Below are 25047 nucleotides of genomic sequence, written 5' to 3' on the forward strand. Positions count from 1 at the left end.
GCTTCCACCCTCATTCCGGGCAGGGGGGAAGCAGGACCGCACCCCAGTGATTCATCGGTGCTGCACATGAGCGAGCGCTATCCGGCATAGAACGGTTTGCGTTCTGGTCTGTTCGGCCTGCGCATGCCAGCACGGTCGATTGAAGGCGAGAGATCGTCGGCCTTCCGGGAGGGAGGGCCTTCTCAGCGCGTTCTGAGTGGGCGCAGGTCAGACAAGCCAAGTCTTGGAACGCATAAATTCATCAAGCTTCCAGGCAGGGCCGGGTGGCCCCTATGCATCAGACCCGAACAGAAACGTTCCATATACGACACATTACGACTTGATTTCGACTTGTATACCTGCTTGTGTGCACGAAGATATAAAACTGCAAGCGGGACTTGTGAGATGTAACTTTATGTCTCACAAGTAATAAACTCGAAAACTTTCGGAAATTGGGAAGAGGGTCTCGATGGCGTATGTGTTTGGTCGTGCGAAACTGAAAATCGGGCTGGCAATCTGTCTAGCCTCGGCCACCTGTCTGTCGCAGAATTTCGCCCATGCGGCCTCCAGTGCGCCGGCTTCAGCCGGGACCGCGCGTCATGGTAGCCCGAAACATACGGTGGCCCGGCCTGGCCAGACAGCAACGGCACCTGTGCAGCACGCGGGTCGCAAGAAGGCTGTCGAGGCCAAGGGCGAGGAGCAGATATCGGTCACGACTTCACGTCAGGCCCTCAATGGCGGTGGTGGCATGATGCGCATCGAGCACGCGCCGCGCAATGTGCAGACCGTCGATCATGAATATATCTCCATGCGCAACCCATCGAGCACGGCGCTCGATCTGATCCAGAACCTTCCCAGCGTCAGCATCAGCACGCCCGACCCCTACGGTATGCAGGGCGGTCAGATCCAGACACGCGGCCTGACCGATCTCGACATGGCGCTTCTGGTCGATGGCGCGCCCGCTGCGGCCGCCAAATACATCACGGAGAATGTGGATACCGAGAACGTCGAATCCGTCTCGCTGACGCCCGGCAGTTCCGAGACCGCGTTGCCCGTCATGTCGGCGGCCAGCGGAACGATGAATGAGACCACCCATACGCCTGACAGGAAGTTTGGCGGTCTGGTCGATTTTTCCTATGGCACGAACAACCTGTCGCGCGAATTCATCCGGCTGGAAACCGGCGAAATCGGCCATAGTGGCGTGCGCGGCTATGTCTCGTTTTCAAACACCCACACACGCAGCTGGATGGGGGCGGGTATCAATGACCGCCGTCATGTTGATTTCGGCCTGAACAAGCAGTGGAAGAATGGATCGTTCGCCAAGGCCTTTGTCTCGTGGAACTGGGAAGACTTCACGATCGACAATTATCCGACCCAGCAGGAATTCTATAAATACAAGCATACGGGTGAAGGATACGGCCGCTCGGCAAATTCGAACAACATAAATTACTGGAAAAACAATACGGATTACTGGAATCAGGTCTATCTTTCCGCTCCGATCCATATTGTCCTGACGCGCCGCATCGCCTTCGATCTTCAGCCTTATTACAACCTTGGACGGGGCTGGGATGCGTCACCGGGTGGCACCGTGACACAGAATGACGGCACCACCCGTAACGTGACCAATTACTTCCTGCAGGGAGCGACCGAGCGCCGCGGGGCGACTGCAAAGCTTGGTATCGATGTGGATCGCCACAACCATGTGTCTTTCGGCTACTGGTACGAAAACAACTATACCCAGCAATCCTACCCGACCAGCTACACGCAGGATAACGGTGCTGCCCCCAGCCCCAACTGGGCAGCCTATCGGATCGATGCGGGCGATCAGCAGAATGCCGGTACGGAAATCCACAGCCTGTTTGTCGAGGATCATGCCAAATATCTGAACGACAAGCTCGATATCCAGGCCGGGTTCAAATTCGTCATGTCCAATACCTGGAACAAGGATCTGTACGGGCGCATGTCCAATAACCGGACCGCCCCTTTGCCGCAGCTTTCTGTCGGCTATACCATCGACGAGCACAGCCAGATCTACCTGAATGCAGAAGGAGATTACCGTCAGCCGAGCGCCGTGGATCTGGGATGGCTCTATACCAGCGTACCGATCCCGAAAAACCAGTATTCCATCAAGGAAGAGCTGGGCTATCGCTATCATGATCAGCACATCATCGTTGATGCGTCATTCTTCAACTACAATGTCACCAACCGTATCGTGAACCAGTATCTGGGCATGAACCAGTTCAAGCCATTCTCGATCGGTAACCAGCATATGCGTGGTTTTGATTTCATGATCTCGGGCCGCCCGATACATGGATTCAGCCCCTATGCCTCGGTCGAATATCTCCATGCTGTTCAGGACAGCAATGTGTTCGACCCCTATACAAATGTCATGCTGAACTCGAAGGGTACGCAGGCCATCATGGCGCCGCGTGTGCTCGCGAATTTCGGTCTGACCTACAAATATGCCGGGTTCTTCGGCAATGCGAGCCTCCATTACACGGGCCCGCAATCGGTCAGTGTCGCAGGCGATCAGCGCATGCCCGGCTTCGTCACGAACACGATTTCACTGGGCTATCGCTTCAAGCCAGTCGGCATCGCCCAGTCGCCAACCATCAAGCTGAACTTCGCCAATGTGACGGGCTCGATTGTGCGAACGGGGGCCATGGGTGCGATCTATAGCGCGAAGGATCCGAGCACAGTCTATAGCGGCAGCCTTGCGCCCTATACCGGCTACGGCAATTCCTTCATGACGGCCGCGCGCTTCACCATGACGGGAACGGTCTCCACCAGCTTCTGAATGAAGCTTGCTCAAGACAAAACCATCAAAAACGCCCCGGCTGAAGCGCGGGGCGTTTTTTGCAGGTCAGCCGAAGGTGAAGGAGAATGCCTCGACACCGGGTGACAGGAACTCGATGCGAAACAGATGGTCGCCTACATTGTTCTCACTCTGGCGAATGAGCTGATAGAGACGCTGGCCGCTCACTGTTCCCATGCCGTCAGCATCGCAATCTGTTCCGTGCACGGCACCCGGAGGCTGGCCATCAAGGGTGACACGAAACCTGACGGGTTTGCCGTCTTTCGCTGGACCAAGCACGAGGTGCAGGTCACGCGCATGGAAGCGAAAGGTAATTGAACCACCCGGCTTGTTAAGGTGGGCGGCTTCAGGCCCGATCGTCCAGTTCCCGCTCAGACCCCATTCATTGAGGGCGGGGCTGTTTTCGATGACATAATCATTAGGAGAGTCTTGGACGGCCCCTCCGGTCGAGATGAAATGACTGGCCCGTTCATAGCCGATATAGGTTTCGGGAGAGCCGATAGCAGAGAGATCGGCTTCGGATTGCTCGCCCGTTCCCACAGGATGAACGAGGTCATCTGGCACGTTCTTCGCGCCATTATCGCGCAGCATGGCCTGAATCTGATGTTCGGAGCGGTCGTAATCACCTTCTCCGAAATGATGGGCCTGTATCTTGCCATCTCCTTCAACGAAATAGGCGGCAGGCCAGTATTCGTTGTTGAAGCCGTTCCAGATGGCGCGGTCGTTGTCGACGGCTACCGGGAAGGTGATGTGGAAGCGCGCGACCGCTTTCTCGATGTTTTCGAGGTTTTTCTCGAAGGCAAATTCGGGCGCATGGACGCCAATCACGACAAGCCCGTAAGGTTTGTACTTATTGGCCCAGGCCTCGACATAAGGCATTTCACGCAGGCAGTTGATGCAGGAATAGGTCCAGAAATCGACCAGAACCACCTTGCCCTTGAGCGCCTGCGCCGTGAGCGGCGCAGAGTTCAGCCAGTTGCTGGCGCCACTCAGTGAGTCGAGCGGGGCCGCTTTTGCCCCTGTAATACCCCACCCAAACGCCAGGGCGAGGCACAGGCCACCCAGGGCGAGACGCATTTCTCCAAGGTGGGGAATCGTTGGTAGGCCCGACCCGAACCGGAACCCGGCTGTGCTGGGCCGCGAAATGGCAGGCTGGGTTGAGAGAGGCTGGAAAGAACCGGAAGCGCGCTGAGCCATGAACGGGCCTTTTCGGGCAGGGGCAACGTGCTTCCGGGGCCTGTCATGTCAGTCGCCGGAACCCGTCGCTGCGAGAAGTTCAGCGAGAACGGCGGGGGTTCCTTTCTGTTCCATTCTCTCTGCCATTTCACGTATCAGGCTGCGATGCGCTTCGCTCAGGGTGAAGCTTTCGAACACTGTCATGCTGAAAACGCTCTCCCATGACAGGGCCCGCTCGCGCTGGGTGTCGCTCATGGCGGGTTCGAACGGCTCAAAGCGTGCGCCGGCATCGGTGCGGCCGTGCAGGTAGCGAATAAAGCAGGCCAGCACGAAGGCGATGCGCTGTATGTCAGCCCCTTTTTCAATCAGTACGTTCCATGTGGGCGCGAGAAAGACGGGCAATTTGCTGCCGCCGTCACCCGTGATACGGGCCAGCCTGTCGCCCACGGCCGGATTGCTGAAACGGGCCACGATCAGGTCGCGATAATCGGGCAGGGACATACCGGCGGGCGCGGTAAGATGCGGGATGACGTCCAGCGTCATGAAGCGATCGACAAGAGCATGGATGCCCGGATCGGTGATCGCATCGCGCACGGTGTCGAGCCCGGCAAGCTGGCCGGGATAGGCCAGCATGGAGTGGGAGGCATTGAGCATACGCACCTTGGCAAGCTCGTAGGGATGCACGTCAGGGACGAGCTGCGCGCCGACCTTTTCGAGTTCGGGGCGCCCGTTGACGAAATGATCCTCAATGACCCATTGCGCGAATTCTTCCGAGATTACGGGCAACTGGTCGATCACCCCACATTCCGCATTGACCCGCTCGGCGTCTTCCTTGAGCACGGCTGGCGTGATGCGATCGACCATCGAACTCGGAAATGAGACCTCCTGGGCGATCCAGGCTGCCAGATCGGGATCGAGCGCTTCGGCGTGGGCCAGAACGGAACGGCGCGTCACCACGCCATTATCGCGCAGGTTGTCGCAGGACAGCACGGTGAAGGGCGCAATGCCCGCCTCACGGCGACGGCGCAGCCCTTCGACAATGAAGCCAAAAGCCGATTCCGGTCGGGCCGGATCGGCCAGCTCACGCTGGGTCAGAGGGGCTTCCAGACGGTAGGCACCTGTGGCGTGATCCTGATTATAGCCGCCTTCCGTGATGGTCATGGAGACGATGCGCGTCGCGGGAGCAGCAATGCGGGTCAGAACGGCCTCAGGGTCGGCCGGGGCGAAAAGATAGGCGATCATGCTGCCGATCACCTGATGGCGGGTCTTTCCGTCAGGGGCGTAGCGGGTCAGCGTGTACAGGTCGTTCTGCGCCGGAAAGGCCTCCAGCTTGAGGCGTTCGGTAGCGTCATCAATCAGCCCGACGCCGCAGAAGGCCCAATGGCTGTTACCCGGTTCGTGCAGAAGCTTGTCCATGTACCAAAGCTGATGAGCGCGGTGGAAATTGCCCACGCTCAGATGCACGATCCCGGCTGTCAGGGCGTCGCGGTCATAGGAGAATGTCTCGACACTGGAGGGGAGGGCCGGGAGAGTTGCTGTGGAAAGAGCAATCATGAGCTATCCTGAGTGTGATCTTTCGCGATCACAACAATGGCGTTGGGGTCGTCCTGCCCCGGATGGGAAAATGCCGGAACAGTCCGGGCATGGCCTCGTTCAGCCACGCAATCTGTAGTGCAGCGCGCCGGATGATGTGGCGGTTCCCTGATATCCCTCAAGCGATAAAACGGACTGTCTATGGCACTATTTGGTGAGGAGGATTACACCGCCCCGATGACGAACAGGAAAACGATTGCCGTAATTGGCGCGGGCCCGGCCGGACTTGCCGCCGCCGAGCGGATTTCGGCGGCCGGGCACGATGTAGTGGTCTATGACCATATGCCAAGCCCGGCCCGTAAATTCCTGATGGCCGGGCGCAGCGGGCTGAACCTCACTCATGCCGAAGATCTCTCCCTGTTCCGGACGCGCTATGGTGCAGCAGAGGCATGGCTGACGCCGTTCATCGAGCGTTTTCCTCCGCAGGCGCTGCGTGACTGGGCCGACGGGCTGGGGCAGAGCTGTTTTACGGGCAGCAGCGGTCGCGTCTTTCCTCATGCCATGAAGGCCTCACCGCTTTTGCGGGCGTGGCTCGGGCGTCTGGCAGCGCAAAACGTGCGGCTTGCTTTGCGCCACCGCTGGACCGGATGGGACGCACAGGGACGGTTGCAATTTTCCACGCCAGAGGGCGTGGCCAGCGCTTGCCCGGACGCTGTCGTTCTGGCCCTGGGTGGTGCATCATGGTCTCGTCTGGGGAGTGATGGCGGATGGGTTGAGTATCTGCCCCCCGAGAGCGTCGCCCCGCTCCAGCCAGCCAATTGCGGCTTTCAGACGTGCTGTCCTGCGGCCTTTCACGAGCGCTTCCACGGTGAGGTGCTCCATTCGGTCGTCATCAGCGGGGCAGGCGTGCAGGCACGGGGTGACGTGACCATCACGCAGCGCGGCATCGAAGGGGCACCCGTCTATCGCGTGTCGGCGGCATGGCGCGACGTGCTGGCGGAGAGGGCGCTGCTCGACATCAGGATCGATTTCCGCCCCGGCTTGACCCGCGACGCACTCACCCAGCGTCTGGACAAATTCCGCGCGCGGGAGAGTCAGGCGAACAGGCTGCGTCGCCTTGGCCTTTCCGCACCCGCCCGGTGGCTGCTGCGCGAGGCGTTTGAGGGGAGGGTGCAACCCGCAGGGTCCTGCGTCGAAAATCTTGGCCAAGGAACGTCTGACGGGCTAGCCGCGCTCATCAAATCCTGCCCGCTAGGGCTGAGCGGCACAGATGCCCTTGACCGGGCCATTTCCACATCGGGCGGTGTGCGGCGCGATGCCGTGAACCAGGCGCTGATGCTCAAGGCGCGGCCTGGCGTGTTCGTGGCGGGTGAAATGCTGGACTGGGAAGCGCCAACCGGCGGCTATCTGCTCCAGGCCTGTTTCGCCACCGGTCGGGCGGCAGGTGAAGGGGTGCTGTCGTGGCTGGAGGCGGGGCCTAAGAGGTAAGACTCATTGATCCGCATCGGAAAATGACGGCGGCGACAAGACAAGACTCGTTTTTGGATATGTTCTTTTGTGTTGCGCGCACGCAACATGACGGTTTTTTTTTACTGCGCGATGGCAGTGCAATTCCATCTAATACTTGAATTTACAGAGTTTGAAATATTTTGTCATCGATTGACGGCTTTATAACGACAAAGTTTTGCTTTCCGTTACATCAGTAACAAACGAGCAAAAGGCTACCCATGTCGGACATACAAACGCTGCTGCTTCCCCCCGAACACGGGATGGATGCTCTGGTTCAACCGGCGGGCAGTATGGCCGGCACGGCGCCCACTATGCTCGTCACAACAGCGATGACATCGCCTATCGGCCAGCCACACGACATAACTGTCAGCGCGGGCGGAGCCTCAGGCAGTGTCAGTGATCAACTTGCCGCCTTGCAGGCAAAGAGCATTTCTCTGGACTTGAATCGCTCAGGCCAGAGCACACAGGACCTCGCGCCTGAGATTTCTTCTTCCACACGTTTAGGCAATAACTTAGGTGAAGTTGCGAGCGCCGCCGGAAACGCGGCGTCTGATCTACTGTCATCAAGTAACAAGGCGCTGTCCCAGCCAACAGACCCTTCTACGGGTTTGCCCAAATTACAATTCTTGAGCGATACAACCGCAATCAAAACGCCTGCCGTCGTCGATGACGGGAAAACGGCTAATACATCCAGCGATAAAACGGCGTTTGTAGCGGCTGCCCCTTCCGTTACGTCGGTAGTAGAGCCAAAAACAGTAACCGGCGCAGTTGGGCAAGCCTCTTTTTTATCGCCAACTGAAACAGTTCAGGATCGGATGTCTTCAGGTATAATCCAAGACAGTCAAATCAACACTATAGCAGTCAATACGAAATCCTCGAGTGTAAACACGGCAGCCGCCCAACCGAGCATGATGTTACGCAGCAATGCTGTTGTATTATCATCCTATGGAGACGCACCATCTTACAGTTACGAGGCAAGTGGTGTTGTCGTTGTTAATGGCGTAATCAATAGCTGGGCAAACCAGCTAAGCCTGGCCGATAATTTCAATCGCGCCTATCCAGGCGTCGTCGTTAATACCTCTTATGATGACATTGGCGACCGGCGCGATGCGGCTTGGGTTCAACCCTCTATGCACGCTTACGCGACAAGTGACTCTGGCGCGCGCGCTGATACCGTGCAGACGTGGTTTGAGGGTAATGCGGATACGATCGGCTACAACGTTATTGGAACTCCGATACCACACGATCGCTATATCGCGCTGCGTGACTGGTTGCACGGTGAAATCAAACAGCATCATATGGGGAATCAGGAGACGATCTCGAACGTCCTGCATATGCTGGCAACGCAAGACAATCAGACCACGACCCAGCTCAATAATATCTGGCATACGGTTCTCGGGGTCGCAATCACGTCATCTGAACTATCTGATGCCGTCACGCAAATCTCGATAGGGCATGCGACGCTTTCCACCGAGCGCCAGAGTCTTGCTCATTCTTCACGGGCAGCGGCGCTTTACGCCCAAAAATACCAGGATGTTCACGGTCATCCGCCCTCCGAAGCAGATATCCGCTTTGCACAGGACAAGATCGGTAATGGCACATCCCTGCAGCAATATATATGGGATGAAGCCCATAACGGGCAGACATCGCAGGAGTTTGGCAACGTCTTTCGCCAGGTTCACGGGCGCGAACCATCATCCGCAGATATCCAGTATGCCCAGCAGAAAATTGGCAATGGCGCTTCCCTGCAGCAATACCGCTGGGACGAGGCCCATAACGGGCAGACATCGCAGGAGTTTGGCAACGTCTTTCGCCAGGTTCACGGGCGCGAACCATCATCCGCAGATATCCAGTATGCCCAGCAGAAGATTGGCAATGGCGCTTCCCTGCAGCAATATCGCTGGGACGAGGCCCATAGTGATGCCGTAGCCAACCAGTTGAGAGAGATCGTCTCGACAACGCAGGGCAGGTCCTATCAGGACGGTGATGCAGCATGGGTAAGAGCCCGGCAGGATGAACTCGGCAATGGAAACCAGACCCCGGCGCAGATTCGTCAGTCTATAGCGCGTTGGACTGCTGATAACGGGGGGTACGATGCCACCTTCCAAGCCGTTCATGGCAGAGCCCCCGGAGCAGGAGACCGCAATTACGCAGCAACACAAATCGGTAACGGCTGGTCTGTAGCCGACTATCGCTGGAACGAGGCTCATAGCGTTTCCGCAGCGCAGGACTATCGGGTCATGTTCCGCAACGTCGCGGGCAAAGACCCTGGTGACGGAGATGTGCAGTGGCTCCAGAATGCTGTCGCCAACGGCAGCAATTACGTCACCTTGCGTCAGAATCTGGCGTGGTCCGACTGGGGACATGATGCTGTCCGCAACGTCTATGCCCAGACGGCCGGTATTCAGAACCCCACGCAAGTCCAGTATGATGTTTATCAGCGAGAACTCGCAAACGGCGCGAGCGTCGCGGATATTACGCGCAAGCTAGCATATTCCTGGGAAGGACATGACGCTGTCCGCAACGTCTATGCCCGAACGGCCGGTATCCAGAACCCCACGCAAGTCCAGTATGATGTTTATCAGCGAGAACTCGCAAACGGCGCGAGCGTCGCGGATATTACGCGTAAGCTAGCTTATTCCTGGGAAGGACATGACGCTGTCCGCAACGTCTATGCCCGAACGGCCGGTATCCAGAACCCCACGCAAGTCCAGTATGATGTTTATCAGCGAGAACTCGCAAACGGCGCGAGCGTCGCGGATATTACGCGTAAGCTAGCCTATTCCTGGGAAGGACATGACGCTGTACAAAAAGCCTTCGCACGCACTGCAGGCATCCAGAATCCTACGCAAAGTCAGTATGATTGGTATCAACGTGCTCTAGCGACGGGCTCTTCCACCTCAGATATCACGGGTGGCATCGCTCGCGCCTGGGAGGGAGAGAGCGCCGTCAGAAAGGCCTATACCGAGGCAGGAGGCATCACACCGAACGACGAACAGATACGGTCATGGGTGAACGGGCTCGCACAGGGCACCAGCTACACCGACATGCGCGGAACCATCGCGCATAATGAAGGCAGCGTTGCGCTGAAAGATATCGCCCTCAAGGTGCTGGGGCGGACGCTTAGTTCTGAGGAACTCGCCAACCAACAGACGGAGCTTACGAACGGCAAGACCCTTGCCGATTTCCGCTACACTCTGGTTCACTCGACCGAAGGCGTTGCCCGGCTGACGCAACTCTGTGTCGATTGCACCGCCCAGCAGCCTTCCGCGCAGGATCTCAGCGACCATCAGGCACGACAGGTCGCAGGCGCAAGTCTGACCGATCTCCGTTACGCAATTGCCCATAGCGCTGCCGAGGCGGACAGCCTCAAAAATGCCGGGATTTTCTTGTTCGGGGAAGGCCAGACGATCACCACATCGGCATGGCTCGCGACGCAGCAAGATGCCATTGGTTCGGGTCAGGCAACCTATGAAAGCACCCTTGTCAGCGCGCAGCTTACTCCTGCGGGCGTGCAAACGCTTCAGTCAATCTATCAGGACTGGGGGCAGGGTTTGCCGACCGATATCCAGTTAAAGAGCATGGCAACCGCCATGTATCATCTGAATATCGCGTGGAACCAGGTTCAGAATCAGAGCGCTGACCAGCTTGCTGCAGAAGCCGCCACCTATCACGCGATCGACGGCACGGCCTCATATGCCCAGCTGGTCGAGAACGTGTCTTATTCGCCCGATCAGGCTTCGGCACTTCTGGCAAGTGCCCTGACCACCCCCATGATGAACGAGGCAGCGTCCGCCGCGGAGTTCAGACGCGTGATCTCGATGGGGGGTACTCTGCTTTTTGAAACCGTGATCGATCAGATGGATGTGCTGAACAATATCGACACGATCCAGAAGCAGAAGGAGCCCGATCCTTGCGATCCGGTGATTTTCAAACCTGCGCATGCCATCCTCGGGGAGAATGGCAGTTTGACGGTCAGTAACAGCGAGATCGGCGCGGCCAATGCAGTACCGGGACGCCAGATGGCTGGAGTGTCGACCGCGCAATGGTCGAGTGGCGTGCAATGGACATCACAAGGCAATGGTATCAAGGCGCAGGGCAATCCGTTCGAGGTCTGGGACGCTCAGCGGCTCAAGAAAGAAGGCTATGAATGGCTGGCGGATTACCAAACGAACCGCAGCAACTGGAAAGCCTTCGATGAGTGGAATAAGAAAACAGCAACCGCAGTCAGTGACAAGACCATGGATCTGAACGGCAAGACCTATCAGAACATGACCCGGCTTCAGGGGCGAATTATGGCCAATGTCGAGGCCATGATCCGCTATAAAAACGATGGAGGAATCTATCGTTATCCAAACCCTCCCGCTAACCCAAACTTGGATTTCAACAAGGCTGATATCCAGAATTATGTGCTGGATATCGGGGTGCCTTCCGAGCCAACTGACAATCAGTGGAGGGCGATATGTCAGGCCCTGAAACGCGCGAAGATCCGCGTTGCCGCTGACTCTGTGGGCAGTAGAACCATCGACTTCAGGATTGCTGACATCGCATGAGCACCATCATTCCCTCCTGGCAGATCCCCACCCGTCGTGCCCGGCTCATCCGCACCAGAAAATATGTAGCCGTAATCTGCATGGAACGCTGGGGGGGGAGTTACTTCTCACGCTCTGGCTGGTCCACCTTCATTCCCCGCAAACAGGTCACGACGGAATGGATCGGGGCCAATCTCAAGAAGGCGCTGTATAGCAGTGAAGATTTCGGGGCTCGCTTACCTAGGCCTATCCCGGATGAACCCTTTGATTCCATGGAGCCGGAATCGGGAGCCCAATTTAATGAGTTCTGGCTACGTATCCAGCAGGAGTTCGGCTTCAAGGACCTTCTGAGTGCCATGTCAAAATCGGCAATGGTTTTTGTAGACTGGCCTGAGGATAAGGATGATGAGGTCGAAATGCTTTCTTCCCGCGGCAGTGGCGCGCATCATTCCGCCTGGGGGACCAATGAGAATTTCGGCAAGGTCTTTCACGCCTCGATCAATCTGAACGATCTCGAATTCGGCGAAGTGGCCGTGCAGGCTCTGGATCGTTGCCAGCCGAATTACGCCTGAACGGTACAGGCTTTACGCAAGGACCACTATAGCTGATGGAGGTCTTGCTTCCGGCCGGCACATGACGGGCGCGATGTGGCAGATGGTGAAGGAAGACGGTCGGGCATGTGCTTGAGCGGGCTGGCTTCGCCATTAGCTCCTGAGCCGAGCGAACACGATTCTGATACGATTGCGCCGCCGTGGCGCAGGGCTTGATCTTTTCTCCCTCTAGCCCGTTCCCTGCTCAGTCAGTGAGGCGTTGCGTGGCCATAAGCCATTTTGCTGCACGCCAGATCATCTGGCAGAGTCGCAGCGCATGCACGACGGCTGATCTTGCCTGCCATCGTGCAGAACCTGATCAGACGGCTGTTTCGATCCGTTACTGCGTGTTGACCGGTATGCACGCCCTTTCTGATCTGCCCGATCAGGCGTCCCGAACCCGCCTGATCGGCAGGCACGATGCCGCACTCCATAGCTTGAAACACCCTTCCTCGAGCATGATCATCTGATGATCCAACCCCAGAGTGGACAGGCCGCTTCTTATCCGGGCAAAGAACCTCGTAGCACCGTAACGCTTCCAGCGCTTGTCGGGCGCCTTGGTCGGCCCATAAGCCTGCGGAAAAGCGTTATCGCAGCGCGTGTTGCGATCGATAAGAGTCATCCTGCTCAGCGTGTACCGATCATTGATGTGCAGCACTCGGTGGCTTCTTGGCACAAGCGGTTCAAGGCGCACGCTCCACTCATCTGTCAGCCATGCCAGTTCATCCAACTCGCGCCTCTTCGCAGAGCGTGAGTCAGATCCTCTTCCCTCGATCGTTGAGTCCCGAACCCGGGTCAGTGCGAATTCGTGGTACCGCGGCGCTCTCTAAAACCCGCTCTCATGCCTTGGCGAATGGCTGACTTTAGAGGCGAGTTGCGCTAGGGAGACCCCCATGAGCGTATCGATTACCATGGGTCGTGGCCGCGACGGTGCGGATGTCCAGCTGGACCTGACAGAACTTCTCGCAACCCGCCTGCTGGTGCAGGGCAATTCGGGTTCGGGAAAGTCGCATCTGCTGCGTCGTCTGCTTGAACAGACGGCAACGCTTGTCCAGCAGGTTATCGTCGATCCCGAGGGTGATTTCGTGACACTGGCCGATAAATACGGCCACCTCGTGATTGATGCATCGGAACAGACAGAGGCCACACTCCGCGCTGCCGGTGAGCGCGCGCGTGCCCATAGGGCATCGGTGGTGCTCAATCTGGAATCGGTTGAGGCAGAAATGCAGCTTCGGGCGGCAGGGTCGTTCCTCAACGGCATGTTCGAGGCACCGCGCGCGCACTGGTTTCCGGTGCTGGTGGTCGTGGATGAGGCGCAGCTTTTCGCCCCTGTCGCGAGTGGTGATACCTCCGATGAGGCGCGGCGTCTGTCCCTTGGGGCAATGACCAACCTCATGTGTCGTGGGCGAAAGCGTGGTCTGGCCGGGGTGATCGCGACGCAGCGTCTGGCGAAGCTCGCCAAGAACGTGGCGGCCGAGGCCTCCAATTTCCTGATGGGCCGTACCTTCCTCGATATCGACATGCTTCGCGCGGCCGATCTCCTGGGGATGGAGCGCCGCACGGCAGAGGGGTTTCGTGATCTGGCGCGCGGCCAGTTCATGGCGCTCGGCCCCGCGCTGAGCCGCAGGCCGCTCATGGTCACGATCGGCACGGTCGAGACGGCCAGCCACGCGACGGGGCCGGTCCTGACCCCGTTCGAGGCACGTCCCGCCGAGGATAATTACAGCCTCATTCTCGAACCTGTTGTGGAAGCGACGCCCCGCCCGCGTGAGCGGCGTACGCCCGCGCCCGATCTGCTGGCGCAGCTCGACGCTTATTCGGCCGCAGCGCCGGTCGAGGAGGTCGCGCCGGAAATCGATGCTGCGCCGGAACTGCTCTGGCGTCTGGTCGAGGCGGTGATTGCCGAGACGGATTCGGCCTATCGCCCGCTGGCCACGCTCTATCAGGATTTCCAGCTGCGCGCCCGCATCGAGCGGCTCAACCGCAATGTGCTGGATCTCGGCGCGTTCCGCCTGCTGCTTGCGAGTGTGCGCTCGGGGGCGAGCTTCGAGCAGGCGCAGGAGGAGAGTTGGCAGCAGGCGCTCGATATAGCCCGGGCCGTGCCTGAAGATGTGCAGGGTGTCGTGCTGCTTCTGGCACGTGCCGCCCTGGACGGAGCGCCGTGCCCCGGTGATGAGGCCATAGCCGAGGCCTATGGCACGCATTCGCTCGGCAGGGCGCGTCGGCAGCTTGCCTATCTGGAGGAACGCCAGATCATCGTGGTGCAGGACATGCCAGTGGGCCGGCGCGTCGCTTTCATCGGGCATGGCTGGCAGACCGGCTGAAGGCGTAACAGCCGGACACCGCCCCACCGGGTGCGGGATGCCAATGTTACGAGACGAGCGGAGCGTCCCGCGTCGGATGACAAAATCGTATTCCACCTCAGCAGCCGCGGGCTGCAACCGTGCGGTGGACGGTATCGTTTGATCAGGGAACCCGATTTGTAACTGGCCTTGAAAGGTTCTGGATAAAATTATGACAAACGATGAACTGATCGCCCTCGTAGCCCTTAATGGTGCGGATGCAACCTACGATGCCCGTCTCTCCGGCTACGACATCACCGTGCCGGTGCATATCCAGGGGGGCGACGGGCACTACATCATCAAGCATCTCGTCAAGCCCATGTATTTCTCGGGTGCGATGATCATCGACGTCAAACTTCTGGACTCCGACGCGCCTCGCCACGAGTGATCGCGGGGTCTCTTGCACGGGGAGCCGTATGGCCGAAGAACACAGAAAGGTGCTGCCAGGCGCACTGGCAGCCCTTGGCATCGTTTTTGGTGATATCGGCACCAGTCCACTCTACACCCTCCAGACCGTCCTAAACGACACAGGCTCGACCGACCGGGTGACCTTGCTTGGTGGGTTCTCTCTGCTTGTCTGGACGATGATCATGGTGGTTGCGGTGAAATACGCGACCGTGGTCATGCGGGCAGATAACCGGGGGGAGGGCGGTATCCTTGCCCTGTTCTCCCTTGTTGGCGGCTCGTTCGGCAAACACTGGTATGCACGCGGCACGTTGCTCGCCGCAGCCGGGCTGTTCGGCGCGGCGCTGCTTTACGGTGACGGCGCCATTACCCCGGCCATTTCGGTGCTCAGCGCCATAGAGGGCATTGGCATTGTCACGAAGTCGCTCCAGCCTTACATCCTGCCCATCGCCACCGTCATCCTTTTTGGCATCTTCGCCATACAGCCACTGGGTACGGCGCGTATCAGTGCCGTGTTTGGCCCGATCATGCTGGTCTGGTTTCTGGCCCTTGGTGGGATTGGTCTCTTCTCCCTGCTGCATGATCCTTACGTGCTGGTGGGCCTCAATCCCCTTTACGGTTTGCGGTTCCTTTATGAGCACGGCGCGAACAGCCTGATCATCCTGGGGGCGGTTTTTCTCTCGGTAACGGGTGCTGAAGCGCTCTATGCCGATATGAGCCATGTGGGCCGGCCCAGCGTACGCCTTGCCCTTGCGGTGATCGTGCTGCCTATGTTGGTGCTGAGCTATGCCGGGCAGACGGCTTTTCTGGTCAGCCATCCGCAGGTGAAGGATAATCCGTTCTTTGCTTCCATGCCGCATGGTCTTGTGCTGCCCATGGTCATTCTGGCGACCTTCGCCACGATCATTGCCAGCCAGGCCATCATCACCGGCGCCTTCACGCTCACGCGTCAGGCCATGCAGCTTGGCTGGTTCCCGAGCCTCAACATCCGCCAGACCTCGGATGAGGAATACGGGCAGATCTACGTGTCTGTAGTGAACTGGGCGCTGATGATCGTCACACTGCTCATCGCGCTCAGCTTCAAGAGTTCAGATGCCCTGTCCGGTGCCTATGGCACGGCGGTGTCCACCACCATGCTCATGACGACCCTGCTCATTTTCGATGTCATGCGTGAACGCTGGTCATGGCCACTCTGGAAGGCCCTGCCGATCGCGCTTTGCTTCTCGGTGGTCGACGTTGCGTTCTTCGTTGCCAATCTGATCAAGATCGACAAGGGCGGCTATGTGCCTCTGCTGATCGGCCTGTTCATCTATGTGATCATGACCACCTGGCGTCGCGGTATCACCCTGCTGCGCGCTGGCCTTGCTCCCTTGGGTGAGCGTTCGGACAAGGTGCTGCAGAAGCTGCGCGACGGAGAACTGATCCGCACACCCGGCGCTGCGGTGTTCCTCTCGCGCTATGAGACGGCTCTGCCACCCATCGTAATGCGCCACGTTGCCGATTTCCATTGCCTGCCCGAACACGTCGTCATCCTGAATGTGAAATTCGATACGGTGCCCCGTGTGCCAGCCGATGAGCGCATGTCGGTCAAGGAGGTCGGCCACGGTATCTGGACCGTGAATGTCAGCTTTGGTTTTGTGGAGATACCGAACCTCTATTATGTGCTGGGTCAGGCGAAGGAGGCGGGCTGTGATCTCGATCTCGAAACGGTCGTTTTCTTTGCGGGCGATGATGATGTGGTGCCTGACCTCAAGACACCCAAAATGGTCTCGCCGCGTCGTATCCTTTTTGGCTTTCTCTATCGCAACGCTGTGCGGGCCTCTGATCGCTTCACCCTGCCGCGCGAACGACTGATCGAGATTGGCCATCAGGTCGAGATCTGACCTGACATGTTTGCGACCCTTCAGTGATGAAGGGCGTTACGCTCACCTCGCCCCGATGTCAGTAATGCGACGGGGCCAGACTGGAAGGAATCATACCATGCGTCATCTCTTCGGCTGCACGCTCATGGCGGCAAGCCTCATCATCACGCTCCCGCAGGCCATGGCTGAGCCGGGTGGCTGCCTGAAATATGGCGCGGCGGGTGCTGTAGGCGGCCATCTGGTCAATCACGGCGTGCTGGGTGCTGTGGGCGGATGCGCAACGGGAATGTATCGCCGTCATGAATACCGTAAGGAGGCCAAGGAAAAGGCAGCGGCTTATGACAAGGAGCATCCGGGCGCCAAGGGCAGCTACGAGGAAAAGGCCACGGCTTACGATGTCGAACACTCGACACAGCCGGGAAAATCTGCCCCGTCTGACGCCCCGCCGCCGAAGAACTGAAGCCGCCTCCAGCGAACCCGGTCGATGAGAGTCTCCCTGCCATCAAGGTCGTCCTTTCATCGATTGCGCGTCATCAATCGATGCGTCGACCGGTACGCGAAGGCTCGTCCCGCTGAGGAGTATGACGTCCCGGACGGAGAGCCTGAACACCACTGAATCCGAGACCCCGGCAAGGCATCATCTCCTGATGCGCTGCCGGGGTTTTTTGTGGGCACATCTCGAACATCAGGCGACAAACGCTAATTAATCGGTAACTTTAAAGTAACGCATTGTATCTTGTGTCAAACTATGACAATCAGGCCTCAATATCCCAGTTTCGCGGATCAGCACGCCCGTCATGTCTGTCACACTGCCTATTCGCCCCCCTGCGGCACAGCAGCCTCTTTCGCGCATCGGCATTGTCCTGCGTGACTTCCGTCTCGGCGGTAGTGAGCGCGTGGCCATCGGCCTTGCCAATTTCTGGGCCTCCTGCGGCCTGGAGGTTATCATCATGGCCGGGCGGGGGACCGGACCGTTGCGCGCACTCGTTGCGAGGGGCGTGGCGATCGTGGATTTCGCCATTACCGCACGGCTGAGTGATACGGCTCTGGTCTGGATGCTCGCATGGCGGGCCCGGCATCGTGCGGCCGGCTTTGCCTTCGACGCTGTCTACATACCGGGGAACAGCCATTGGCCGGTCGTGCCCCTTTTGGCCACACTGACGCGCGAAAAGCGTCCGTTCATTCTTGCGCAGGTCAGTTCACCTGTCTGTCGCGAAGGCCGCTCTCCTGCGGCGCAGTCGCGCTACGACCGTCGCATGCGTACTCTGTTACGCCACGCTGATCGGGTCACAACGCTCAGTCATGATCTGGCGCAGCAGACGCGTGAAATCCTGAGAGGAACACCGGTCGATGTGGTCCCGCTTCCGGCGCTGTGGGATGAGGCCCCCCCGTCACCGGTACCGACGGACAGCAAGACCATTCTGGCCGCCGGGCGTCTTACTGCCATCAAGGGATTTGACGGCCTGATACGGGCTTTTCGCCTCGTGCTGGTGCGCCACCCCCAGGCAAATCTCGTGATCTGCGGCGAGGGTGAAGCGCGCGCCGAGCTGGAAACCCTCATTGAGCAACTTGACCTGTCAGGCCGGGTGTCGCTTTGCGGCTATGTGCCCTCCATACGGGAAGTCCTTACGGAATCGCGGGTTTTCGCCCTGACGTCTCATTGCGAGAGCTTTGGCGCGGTGCTGATCGAGGCTCTGGCTGCCGGACGTCAGGTTGTCGCGACAGACTGCTCACCCGCGGTGGGCACATTCATCACGAGCCGTTCTGCGGGGCGGATCGTACCCACGCGTGACGAAGTGGCGCTGGCCAATGCTCTGGCCGATGTGCTGGACGAGGCACCGACCCTGCCCGCGGACCTGACCCCTCTGGTGGATCGCTTTCATGTCTCGCATGGGGGGCGGCTTTTCCTCACGCTCATGCAGCCGCGACAGACGATCACTCCGGGGCTGGCAGGGCAGGGCTTTGACAAAACGGCCCGCGCGTAATCTGTTGCCTGATCATGGGTTCTGAACAACGCTCGGCGCTGCACCGCATCTTCAGCAATACTGGCTTTCTGGTTTCCAGTCGCATCATCAATGCGCTGTGTAGTTTTGCCTATGTGGCATGGGCTGCGCACACGCTGGGTCTGAAAACCTTTGGTGTGCTGCTTCTGATCACCACCTTCGTCATGCTCGTTTCAGACATGACGCATCTCCAGTCATGGCAAACGCTGCTGCATTATGGCGCTGCGTCATATGAGGCACGGGATCGCAGGCGTTTCATGCCCATACTGGGCTATTGCATGCGCTCGGACATGCTTAGCGGTCTGGCGGGGCTGGTTGGCGGTCTGATTGTGATTGCCGTCGCGGGCACGCATTTTCTGGGCTGGTCGGACGCGGTCAAGCGTGATGCCTCATGGATGATGCTCACGGTCGCCTTCATGAATACGGGGTGGTCCACGGGGCTGATCCGGCTGAGCAACCGTTTCGGGCTGGCAGCCCTGTTCGATTTCGTTTCGACCTGTGTTCGTACGATCGGTTATCTGATCGGCTATCTGCTTCATGCCTCGCTGGAGTTCTTCCTGTTCGTCTGGTTCCTGCATCAGGCAGCTTTGTTCGCCGTGACGAGCCTTGGTGGGTTTATCCTTCTGCGCCGTCATATGGGGCGGGATATCGGGTTCTTCTCCTGCCTTTTCTGTGCCGCCGATATTGTCGGTATCTGGGGGTTCACCATCAGGGTCAGCGTCAATCAGATCCTGGATGCTGTCTTCAGACAGGGTGGGACGCTTATCATCGGTGCCGTGCTCGGTGCGCGTGATGTCGCGATTTATCGCGTGACCAAGCAGATATGCGATGGTCTTGCCAAGCCGGCCCAGATGATGATCCCGAGCCTGTATCCGGAATTCGTGCGGTTTCGCGACAGCCAGAACTGGCAGGCCTTGCGCCATGTCACACGACGCCTGGCACTGGTAATTATCGGGTTTTCGATACTGGCAGTGCTTGTGGCGCTGTTCGGGGGCAAGGCGATCCTGCATCTGATGCTGCATGACAATTTTGCCCATGAGCGCCTCATCATTCTTCTCATGGTATGCAGCGCCCTGCTTGAGGTGTGCATCATCCCGCTTGAGACATTGCTGACCGTTATGGGGCGGCTTGCGATTATCCTGAAATATCGGCTCGCCGTCATGGTGCTCTATTTTGTCGTGCTGGCGGGCCTCATGTCAGTCATCGGTGTGACAGGGGCTGCTCTGGCCAGCGTGGCATGCTCGGTGATGATTTTCGCCCTCTGCCTGTTCCTTGCCGCGCGCTGGATCTCTCCGCGCTGGGCTGAACGTTACGGCGTGGTCTGAGGGAGCCGTTACCTGAGCGCTCGGCAGATCCGTGACGGGTTTACCGAGGGGCTTTGGAACGCTGGAGCGCGTCTACAGTTGAGTGTCTTATACCCCCCAACCGCTATCGACAGTATTTCCCCGACCGGTCCAGTGCCAGAAACAGCAGAGCAGCGATGCCAAGGCACACAGGGGTGACCGACGCGCCGCCATATTCGTGTCCCCCTGCGATATCGCGCACGATGCCGAATGCCCAGTGATGATCGGGGAAGACGAATAATCCGACATGCGAGGGCCAGAAGCAGCGCATCAGCCCAACCGACATAAAGGCAAGGCACATCAACCAGGAGAGCAGCCGTGTTGCGTGCAGATCGGGGCGCGATCTCGCGATGGTAGATTGCACGATTTTCTCCTCCCTTCATGCGTTCTATCCGGGGTGTCAGCAGCGGTCGGGAAACTTGCCAGCGGATGTTCGGAACATCTCGCAGGGGCGACCGTTCACGCAAGATGTTTCTTCATCGCGATAATCTGGCAGCCATGAAGAGATCACCCGGTACTGCCGATCAAACCGCTGGAGAAAGGCAATGTCGCGTGAACGACCATGACTGTTTTTCTCAAGCACTTGGCAGGTCAAGGGCGATAATCTAATGGCCGGCAACAATAATTGATCGATCAATTCATTTATTAATATAATTATGGTGGTAGTGAAGACGTGAAAGAGGCACAGGCGGACAGGGCGCCGGCAGAGACCGGGTCGATGCGGGGTCCTTCGGCCAGCAGCCGGGCCGGGCTGGATGCAACCAATTTTTTCCTGGCCGACGTTCAGGACGGCGTCGGTCCGTACCTGACCGTCTATCTCGCCAGTGCGCGACACTGGCAGGCGGGGCCGATTGGCGTTGCCATGGCCATGACAGGGCTCGCCACGGCGCTTTGCCAGATCCCTGCGGGGTTGATGGTGGACTCGATCCGCTACAAACGTGCCCTTGTGGCAATTTCTGCGGTGATCACGGCCCTGAGCTGCATCCTGATCATCGCGGTACCCGGCATGGCCCCTGTTCTGGCAGCGCAGATCATGATGGGAGCGGCTGCCGCGGTCATACCGCCAGCGCTTGCTGCCATTTCACTGGGGCTTGTGGGGCGTCGCCGCTTGCCCGGTCGTATCAGTCGCAACCAGGGTATCAACCATTTCGGTTCCTTCGCCTCAGCGGCGCTGGCCGGGCTCTGCGGGCAATACTGGGGACTTAACTGGATTTTCTATCTGGTTTGCGGCTCTGCTCTGGCCAGTGCTCTGGCGCTCTTACTCATACGACCGGGTGAGATTGACCAGAAGGTTGCGCGTGGCAGTGAGGATGACTCGAATGAACCGCCTGTCTCCATCGGCTCTCTCGTAAGCCAACGTCCCGTCTGGGTGTTTCTTTGCTCCATCGTGCTGTTTCACCTGGGCAATGCCGCCATGCTGCCTTTTGCCGGTCAGGTCATGGCCAAAAGCCATCCGGGTTCCGAAACCGTTACGTTGAGCGCCTGCGTGATCGTCGCTCAGTTCGTGATGATGCTCGTGGCCTGGGGGGTCGGGCGCGCAATGGCGCGAGGCATCGGGCGTAAGCCCATCTTCCTGCTCGCTTATGCCATCCTGCCGATACGCGGCTTGCTGTTCACGTGGTTCGACGCGCCGGGGGCCATCATTGCCATTCAGGTGCTGGATGGTATCGCGGCCGGTATCTTCGGCGTGATCGCCATCATCATCGCGGCTGATCTGACGCATGGAACGGGGCGGTTCAACTTCCTCCAGGGCATGGTGGCGCTGAGCGTCGGCATCGGTGGTGGGCTGAGCAATCTGATTGGCGGATACATCGTGCAGCTCGAAGGTTATCACGCCGGCTTTCTCTCCCTCACGGTCATTGCTGTAATGGCGCTGGTATTTTTCCTGACGCTCATGCCCGAAACACGTGACCCGGATGAGCAGGGCGTCCCTGCTGCCGTGGCAGCCTGAGGAACAACCGCCATGGAGGCGCTTATCCTGTGGGGGGCCTGTCTTTTCGCTGTAGCGGGATTACTGCTGCGGCCGTGGCAATTGCCCGAGGCGCTCTGGACGTCACTCGCCGCCATAACCCTGCCGCTTGCAGGGGTTATTGCCTGGCCAGATGTTGGCCGGGCAATCGCCTCGGGCAAGGAAGTGTATCTGTTCCTGCTGGGCATGATGCTGCTGAGCGAAGTGGCACGGCAGGAAAAGCTGTTCGACTGGCTGGCGGCCTTTGCGCTGAGCCGGGCGCGCAGTTCCGGGCAAAGGCTGTTCCTGATCATTTTTGCTGTCGCAATCGTCACAACGGCCTTTCTCTCCAATGATGCCACGATCATCCTGCTGACACCGCCCGTCATTGCGGTCGCCAGCAAGGCCAGGATCGATCCTTATCCCTCGCTCTTGGCCTGCGCCGTTGTCGCCAATGCGGCGAGCTTTCTGCTGCCGATCAGCAATCCGGCCAATCTCGTGCTTTACGGAGGAGCACCCCCCGGCCTCGTGCCCTGGCTGGGGCGTTTCCTCGTGCCATCCTGTATGGCGATCGGGATCAGCTTTGTGATGCTTTTCTGGATGATGCGACAAAGGATCAAGGTGGAGTTCGACCAGTCGGAGCCGTTGCCGGAGCTGGATGCGACGGCGCGTTTCAGTGCGCTGGCCCTGTTTGTCATCACGCTGCTGCTGACCCTCGTTTCGTTCATGCATGGTTCGCTGGGCTGGGCAACAGCTGCGGGAGGGGTGGCGCTGTATGCCGTGATAACGCTGCGCCGACGCCAGTCTCCTCTGCCCGGGCTCAGCGAAATCTCCTGGTCGGTTTTTCCGCTGGTTGCCAGTCTCTTCGTGCTCGTTGCAGCCGTTGAGCAGAGTGGTGTTATCGCCTTGCTCGTCCGGCTTATTCTCGCCTGTGGTCACGGGACCGAGGCCGTCATGGTGACGGGCTTTGGCATGGCCATTCTGAGCAATATCATCAACAACCTGCCCTCGGGCCTGATGGCCGCCCAGCTTGCCCCGATGCTCTCATCCCATGGGAGCGCCTTTCAGGATGCGTTGTTGATTGGTGTGGATCTAGGGCCGAACATGACGCTGAGCGGCTCTCTGGCAACGGTGCTCTGGTTGATTATCCTGCGCAAGCACGATCTTGAAATGAGCTATGGGCGCTTCATGCGCTTTGGCATGGCGCTGACCGTACCCGCCCTGATTGCCGCTTTGCTTGTTCTGATGATCTGAGCGCGAATGTTTCGCCCCCGATAGCGTGAGAGGCGGATTGTATCATTGGATGTCATCTGGAAGACTGGGGGCTTCCTGACCGATACGAGGCTGCTTTTCGCATGGCTGAACTTCCGCAACCGCCCGCTTCCATCGCCACATCCGTTTTCGAGACACGCGATGCCCGCCATGAGGCGGGGCAGGGCCTGCGAAAAACCGTGCCCCGCAGCGCCCACGCCGCATGGGAGCCGCCTTCGGATCGGGTCGACCCGGTCGATCTGCTTGTCAGGCAGGGTGAGAGCCGTATCCAGAACCTGCTGCCGATCCGTTATGAGCGTATGCGTGCGTCTCCGTTTGCCTTCATGCGAGGGAGCGCCATCGTCATGGCCGCCGATCTGGCCCATACCGTCGCCAGCGGGCCGTATGTGCAAAGCTGTGGTGACTGCCATATGGCCAATTTCGGAGCCTATGCCTCGGCTGATGGTATAGCCGTTTTTGACATCAACGATTTTGACGAGACCTGTCCTGCCCCGTTCGAATGGGACATCAAGCGTCTTGCAACGTCGCTGGTTCTTGCAAGCGGCGAGGCAGGGGCGGCTGACAGACAGGCGCGGCATAACGCCTTTCTGGCGGTGCGGACCTATCAGGATGAGATGACCCGTCTTGCGCCAATGAGCCCGCTGGAAATCTGGTCCGACCGGATCGATCTTGCAGCCGCCATAGCCGATTTCTCCGACAAGCATACACGCAAGGGCGTGCGTGAGCGTCTGAAGGCACGGCTGGAAAGCGCGCGTAACCATTTCGGTCTGGTCTCATTCGACAAGAACACACCCAGCCTGCGTGTCAAACCGCCGCTGGTGGTGCGTCTGCCCGACGAGGACGAGACCATCCACCAGGCCTTCGTACGTTACATCGCCACCCAGCCCCCCGAACGCGCGGTGCTGCTGTCGCGCTACCGGCTGAAGGATGTGCTGTTCAAGGTTGTTGGGGTGGGGAGTGTCGGCACTTATTGCGCGATCGGGTTGTTTGCCACGGCCGATGGCGAAACCCTGCTGCTGCAGATCAAGGAGGCGCAGGAATCAGTGCTCGCAGCTTATTGCGGAGGGCCTCACTACGATAATCACGGGCAACGCGTGGTGGAGGGCCAGCGCCTGATGCAGGCTTCTTCAGACAGGTTTCTTGGCTGGACCCATACAACGAACACCAAGCGCTTGAATCATGCGCCTGATGGCTCGAACAGGCAGTTCTATGTCCGGCGCCTCAAGGATAGTCGTCTTGCCGCTATCGGTGCAGATGTGGCGCAGGAAGGGCTGGATGATTATGCCGCCCTGTGCGGCAGGGCGCTGGCACGTGCTCATGCGCGTTCTGGCGATGTGGCGAAGATTGCGGGTTATCTGGGCAGCAGCGACAGCTTTGCAGGCGCGATAGCCGATTTCGCCGAGGCTTACGCCGGTCAGACGCGCAAGGACTGGGAAGACTTCAACGCGGCGATCGATGCAGGCAGGCTTAGCGTAACTGGTGAAACGAAAGACCGGAAAAAGAGCCGGGGTGCGGGGCAGGGCACTAAGCGACGTACGGGACGAGGCAGAAGCGCATAGGAGCCCGTCAACCGTCGGCCAGAGGCAGATTGAGAGGGGCGGAAACACCGCCCCGCCCCGTTGGCTGGCCTGGTAACAAGGTTCGGATAATTCATGAATTATTGACATATTGGCATTTTGCCATTATTTATGTTTTGTCCCTGATCGAAAAGGGGCTGTTTTCATAAATAATCTTCAAC

At 58.8% G+C, this 25047-nt stretch carries 17 protein-coding genes; 13 read left to right on the top strand and 4 right to left on the bottom strand.

The genetic code is table 11. The features are described from left to right. Positions 1–448: 448 nt before the first annotated feature. A complete protein-coding gene (locus tag P5689_RS11760; protein ID WP_285533286.1) occupies positions 449–2776 on the top strand; it encodes a TonB-dependent receptor plug domain-containing protein in 2328 nt (775 codons plus the stop codon). A gap of 66 nt (positions 2777–2842) precedes the next feature. Here the strand turns inward: P5689_RS11760 and P5689_RS11765 are convergent, their stop codons facing one another. Both P5689_RS11765 and P5689_RS11770 read right to left on the bottom strand, forming a co-directional pair. Beyond that, entirely contained in the window at positions 2843–3991 is a 1149-nt protein-coding gene (locus P5689_RS11765) for a redoxin family protein (RefSeq protein ID WP_285533287.1), read from the bottom strand. A gap of 48 nt (positions 3992–4039) precedes the next feature. Continuing rightward, positions 4040–5524: a mannitol dehydrogenase family protein gene (locus P5689_RS11770; protein WP_285533288.1), complete on the bottom strand. Its 1485-nt coding sequence runs from the start codon at positions 5522–5524 to the stop codon at positions 4040–4042. 180 nt (positions 5525–5704) lie between these two features. Between P5689_RS11770 and P5689_RS11775 the strand changes: the two genes are divergently transcribed. The 3 genes from P5689_RS11775 (at position 5705) to P5689_RS11785 (ending at position 12116) form a co-directional block, all read left to right on the top strand. After that, positions 5705–6991: a TIGR03862 family flavoprotein gene (locus P5689_RS11775; protein ID WP_285533289.1), complete on the top strand. Its 1287-nt coding sequence runs from the start codon at positions 5705–5707 to the stop codon at positions 6989–6991. Between the two features lie 239 nt (positions 6992–7230). After that, entirely contained in the window at positions 7231–11565 is a 4335-nt protein-coding gene (locus tag P5689_RS11780; RefSeq protein WP_285533290.1) for a hypothetical protein, read from the top strand. Beyond that, the gene (locus tag P5689_RS11785) at positions 11562–12116 is read left to right on the top strand and encodes a hypothetical protein (protein WP_285533291.1); all 555 of its coding nucleotides are present in this window, start codon (positions 11562–11564) and stop codon (positions 12114–12116) included. Before P5689_RS11780 ends, P5689_RS11785 begins: the two co-directional genes overlap by 4 nt. 403 nt (positions 12117–12519) lie before the next feature. Here P5689_RS11785 and P5689_RS11790 read toward each other — a convergent pair whose 3' ends face one another. Continuing rightward, complete coding sequence (locus P5689_RS11790) at positions 12520–12864, bottom strand: hypothetical protein (RefSeq protein WP_285533292.1); 345 nt, start codon at positions 12862–12864, stop codon at positions 12520–12522. 163 nt (positions 12865–13027) lie between these two features. Here P5689_RS11790 and P5689_RS11795 point away from each other — a divergent pair, with 163 nt between their 5' ends. The 6 genes from P5689_RS11795 (at position 13028) to P5689_RS11820 (ending at position 20071) form a co-directional block, all read left to right on the top strand. Then, a complete protein-coding gene (locus P5689_RS11795; RefSeq protein ID WP_285533293.1) occupies positions 13028–14458 on the top strand; it encodes an ATP-binding protein in 1431 nt (476 codons plus the stop codon). 190 nt (positions 14459–14648) lie between these two features. Then, positions 14649–14864, top strand: a complete 216-nt coding sequence (locus P5689_RS11800) for a hypothetical protein (protein ID WP_062164157.1) — start codon at positions 14649–14651, stop codon at positions 14862–14864. A 28-nt stretch (positions 14865–14892) separates the two neighbouring features. After that, positions 14893–16764: a potassium transporter Kup gene (locus P5689_RS11805; protein ID WP_285533294.1), complete on the top strand. Its 1872-nt coding sequence runs from the start codon at positions 14893–14895 to the stop codon at positions 16762–16764. Between the two features lie 97 nt (positions 16765–16861). Beyond that, positions 16862–17203: a hypothetical protein gene (locus P5689_RS11810; RefSeq protein ID WP_336718339.1), complete on the top strand. Its 342-nt coding sequence runs from the start codon at positions 16862–16864 to the stop codon at positions 17201–17203. A 337-nt stretch (positions 17204–17540) separates the two neighbouring features. Then, positions 17541–18728 carry a glycosyltransferase gene (locus tag P5689_RS11815; protein ID WP_285533295.1) on the top strand — a complete coding sequence of 396 codons (1188 nt, stop codon included), beginning with the start codon at positions 17541–17543 and terminating at the stop codon, positions 18726–18728. A gap of 14 nt (positions 18729–18742) precedes the next feature. Then, positions 18743–20071: a lipopolysaccharide biosynthesis protein gene (locus P5689_RS11820; RefSeq protein ID WP_285533296.1), complete on the top strand. Its 1329-nt coding sequence runs from the start codon at positions 18743–18745 to the stop codon at positions 20069–20071. A 103-nt stretch (positions 20072–20174) separates the two neighbouring features. Here P5689_RS11820 and P5689_RS11825 read toward each other — a convergent pair whose 3' ends face one another. Continuing rightward, positions 20175–20453, bottom strand: coding sequence for a hypothetical protein (locus tag P5689_RS11825; RefSeq protein ID WP_285533297.1), 279 nt, complete (start codon positions 20451–20453; stop codon positions 20175–20177). Positions 20454–20807: 354 nt separating this feature from the next. On the opposite strand from P5689_RS11825, the gene P5689_RS11830 reads away from it, so the two are divergent. From P5689_RS11830 to P5689_RS11840, 3 genes are all read left to right on the top strand, one after another. Beyond that, positions 20808–22040, top strand: coding sequence for an MFS transporter (locus tag P5689_RS11830; protein WP_023978928.1), 1233 nt, complete (start codon positions 20808–20810; stop codon positions 22038–22040). A gap of 12 nt (positions 22041–22052) precedes the next feature. Continuing rightward, the gene (locus P5689_RS11835) at positions 22053–23291 is read left to right on the top strand and encodes an SLC13 family permease (RefSeq protein ID WP_285533298.1); all 1239 of its coding nucleotides are present in this window, start codon (positions 22053–22055) and stop codon (positions 23289–23291) included. Positions 23292–23392: 101 nt separating this feature from the next. Beyond that, entirely contained in the window at positions 23393–24868 is a 1476-nt protein-coding gene (locus P5689_RS11840) for a DUF2252 domain-containing protein (RefSeq protein WP_285533299.1), read from the top strand. The last annotated feature ends 179 nt before the right edge of the window (positions 24869–25047 follow it).

Origin of the sequence: Asaia sp. HumB, assembly GCF_030263835.1 — a bacterium.
Taxonomy (GTDB): domain Bacteria; phylum Pseudomonadota; class Alphaproteobacteria; order Acetobacterales; family Acetobacteraceae; genus Asaia; species Asaia bogorensis.

What these genes read in the sequence shown, in the direction of transcription:
- P5689_RS11770 (WP_285533288.1), bottom strand. Translation starts at nt 5,524, where the DNA reads ATGATTGCTCTTTCCACAGCAACTCTCCCGGCCCTCCCCTCCAGTGTC.
- P5689_RS11815 (WP_285533295.1), top strand. Translation starts at nt 17,541, where the DNA reads ATGTCTGTCACACTGCCTATTCGCCCCCCTGCGGCACAGCAGCCTCTT.
- P5689_RS11795 (WP_285533293.1), top strand. Translation starts at nt 13,028, where the DNA reads ATGAGCGTATCGATTACCATGGGTCGTGGCCGCGACGGTGCGGATGTC.
- P5689_RS11820 (WP_285533296.1), top strand. Translation starts at nt 18,743, where the DNA reads ATGGGTTCTGAACAACGCTCGGCGCTGCACCGCATCTTCAGCAATACT.
- P5689_RS11830 (WP_023978928.1), top strand. Translation starts at nt 20,808, where the DNA reads ATGCGGGGTCCTTCGGCCAGCAGCCGGGCCGGGCTGGATGCAACCAAT.
- P5689_RS11800 (WP_062164157.1), top strand. Translation starts at nt 14,649, where the DNA reads ATGACAAACGATGAACTGATCGCCCTCGTAGCCCTTAATGGTGCGGAT.
- P5689_RS11765 (WP_285533287.1), bottom strand. Translation starts at nt 3,991, where the DNA reads ATGGCTCAGCGCGCTTCCGGTTCTTTCCAGCCTCTCTCAACCCAGCCT.
- P5689_RS11840 (WP_285533299.1), top strand. Translation starts at nt 23,393, where the DNA reads ATGGCTGAACTTCCGCAACCGCCCGCTTCCATCGCCACATCCGTTTTC.
- P5689_RS11835 (WP_285533298.1), top strand. Translation starts at nt 22,053, where the DNA reads ATGGAGGCGCTTATCCTGTGGGGGGCCTGTCTTTTCGCTGTAGCGGGA.
- P5689_RS11805 (WP_285533294.1), top strand. Translation starts at nt 14,893, where the DNA reads ATGGCCGAAGAACACAGAAAGGTGCTGCCAGGCGCACTGGCAGCCCTT.
- P5689_RS11810 (WP_336718339.1), top strand. Translation starts at nt 16,862, where the DNA reads ATGCGTCATCTCTTCGGCTGCACGCTCATGGCGGCAAGCCTCATCATC.
- P5689_RS11780 (WP_285533290.1), top strand. Translation starts at nt 7,231, where the DNA reads ATGTCGGACATACAAACGCTGCTGCTTCCCCCCGAACACGGGATGGAT.
- P5689_RS11785 (WP_285533291.1), top strand. Translation starts at nt 11,562, where the DNA reads ATGAGCACCATCATTCCCTCCTGGCAGATCCCCACCCGTCGTGCCCGG.
- P5689_RS11760 (WP_285533286.1), top strand. Translation starts at nt 449, where the DNA reads ATGGCGTATGTGTTTGGTCGTGCGAAACTGAAAATCGGGCTGGCAATC.
- P5689_RS11775 (WP_285533289.1), top strand. Translation starts at nt 5,705, where the DNA reads ATGGCACTATTTGGTGAGGAGGATTACACCGCCCCGATGACGAACAGG.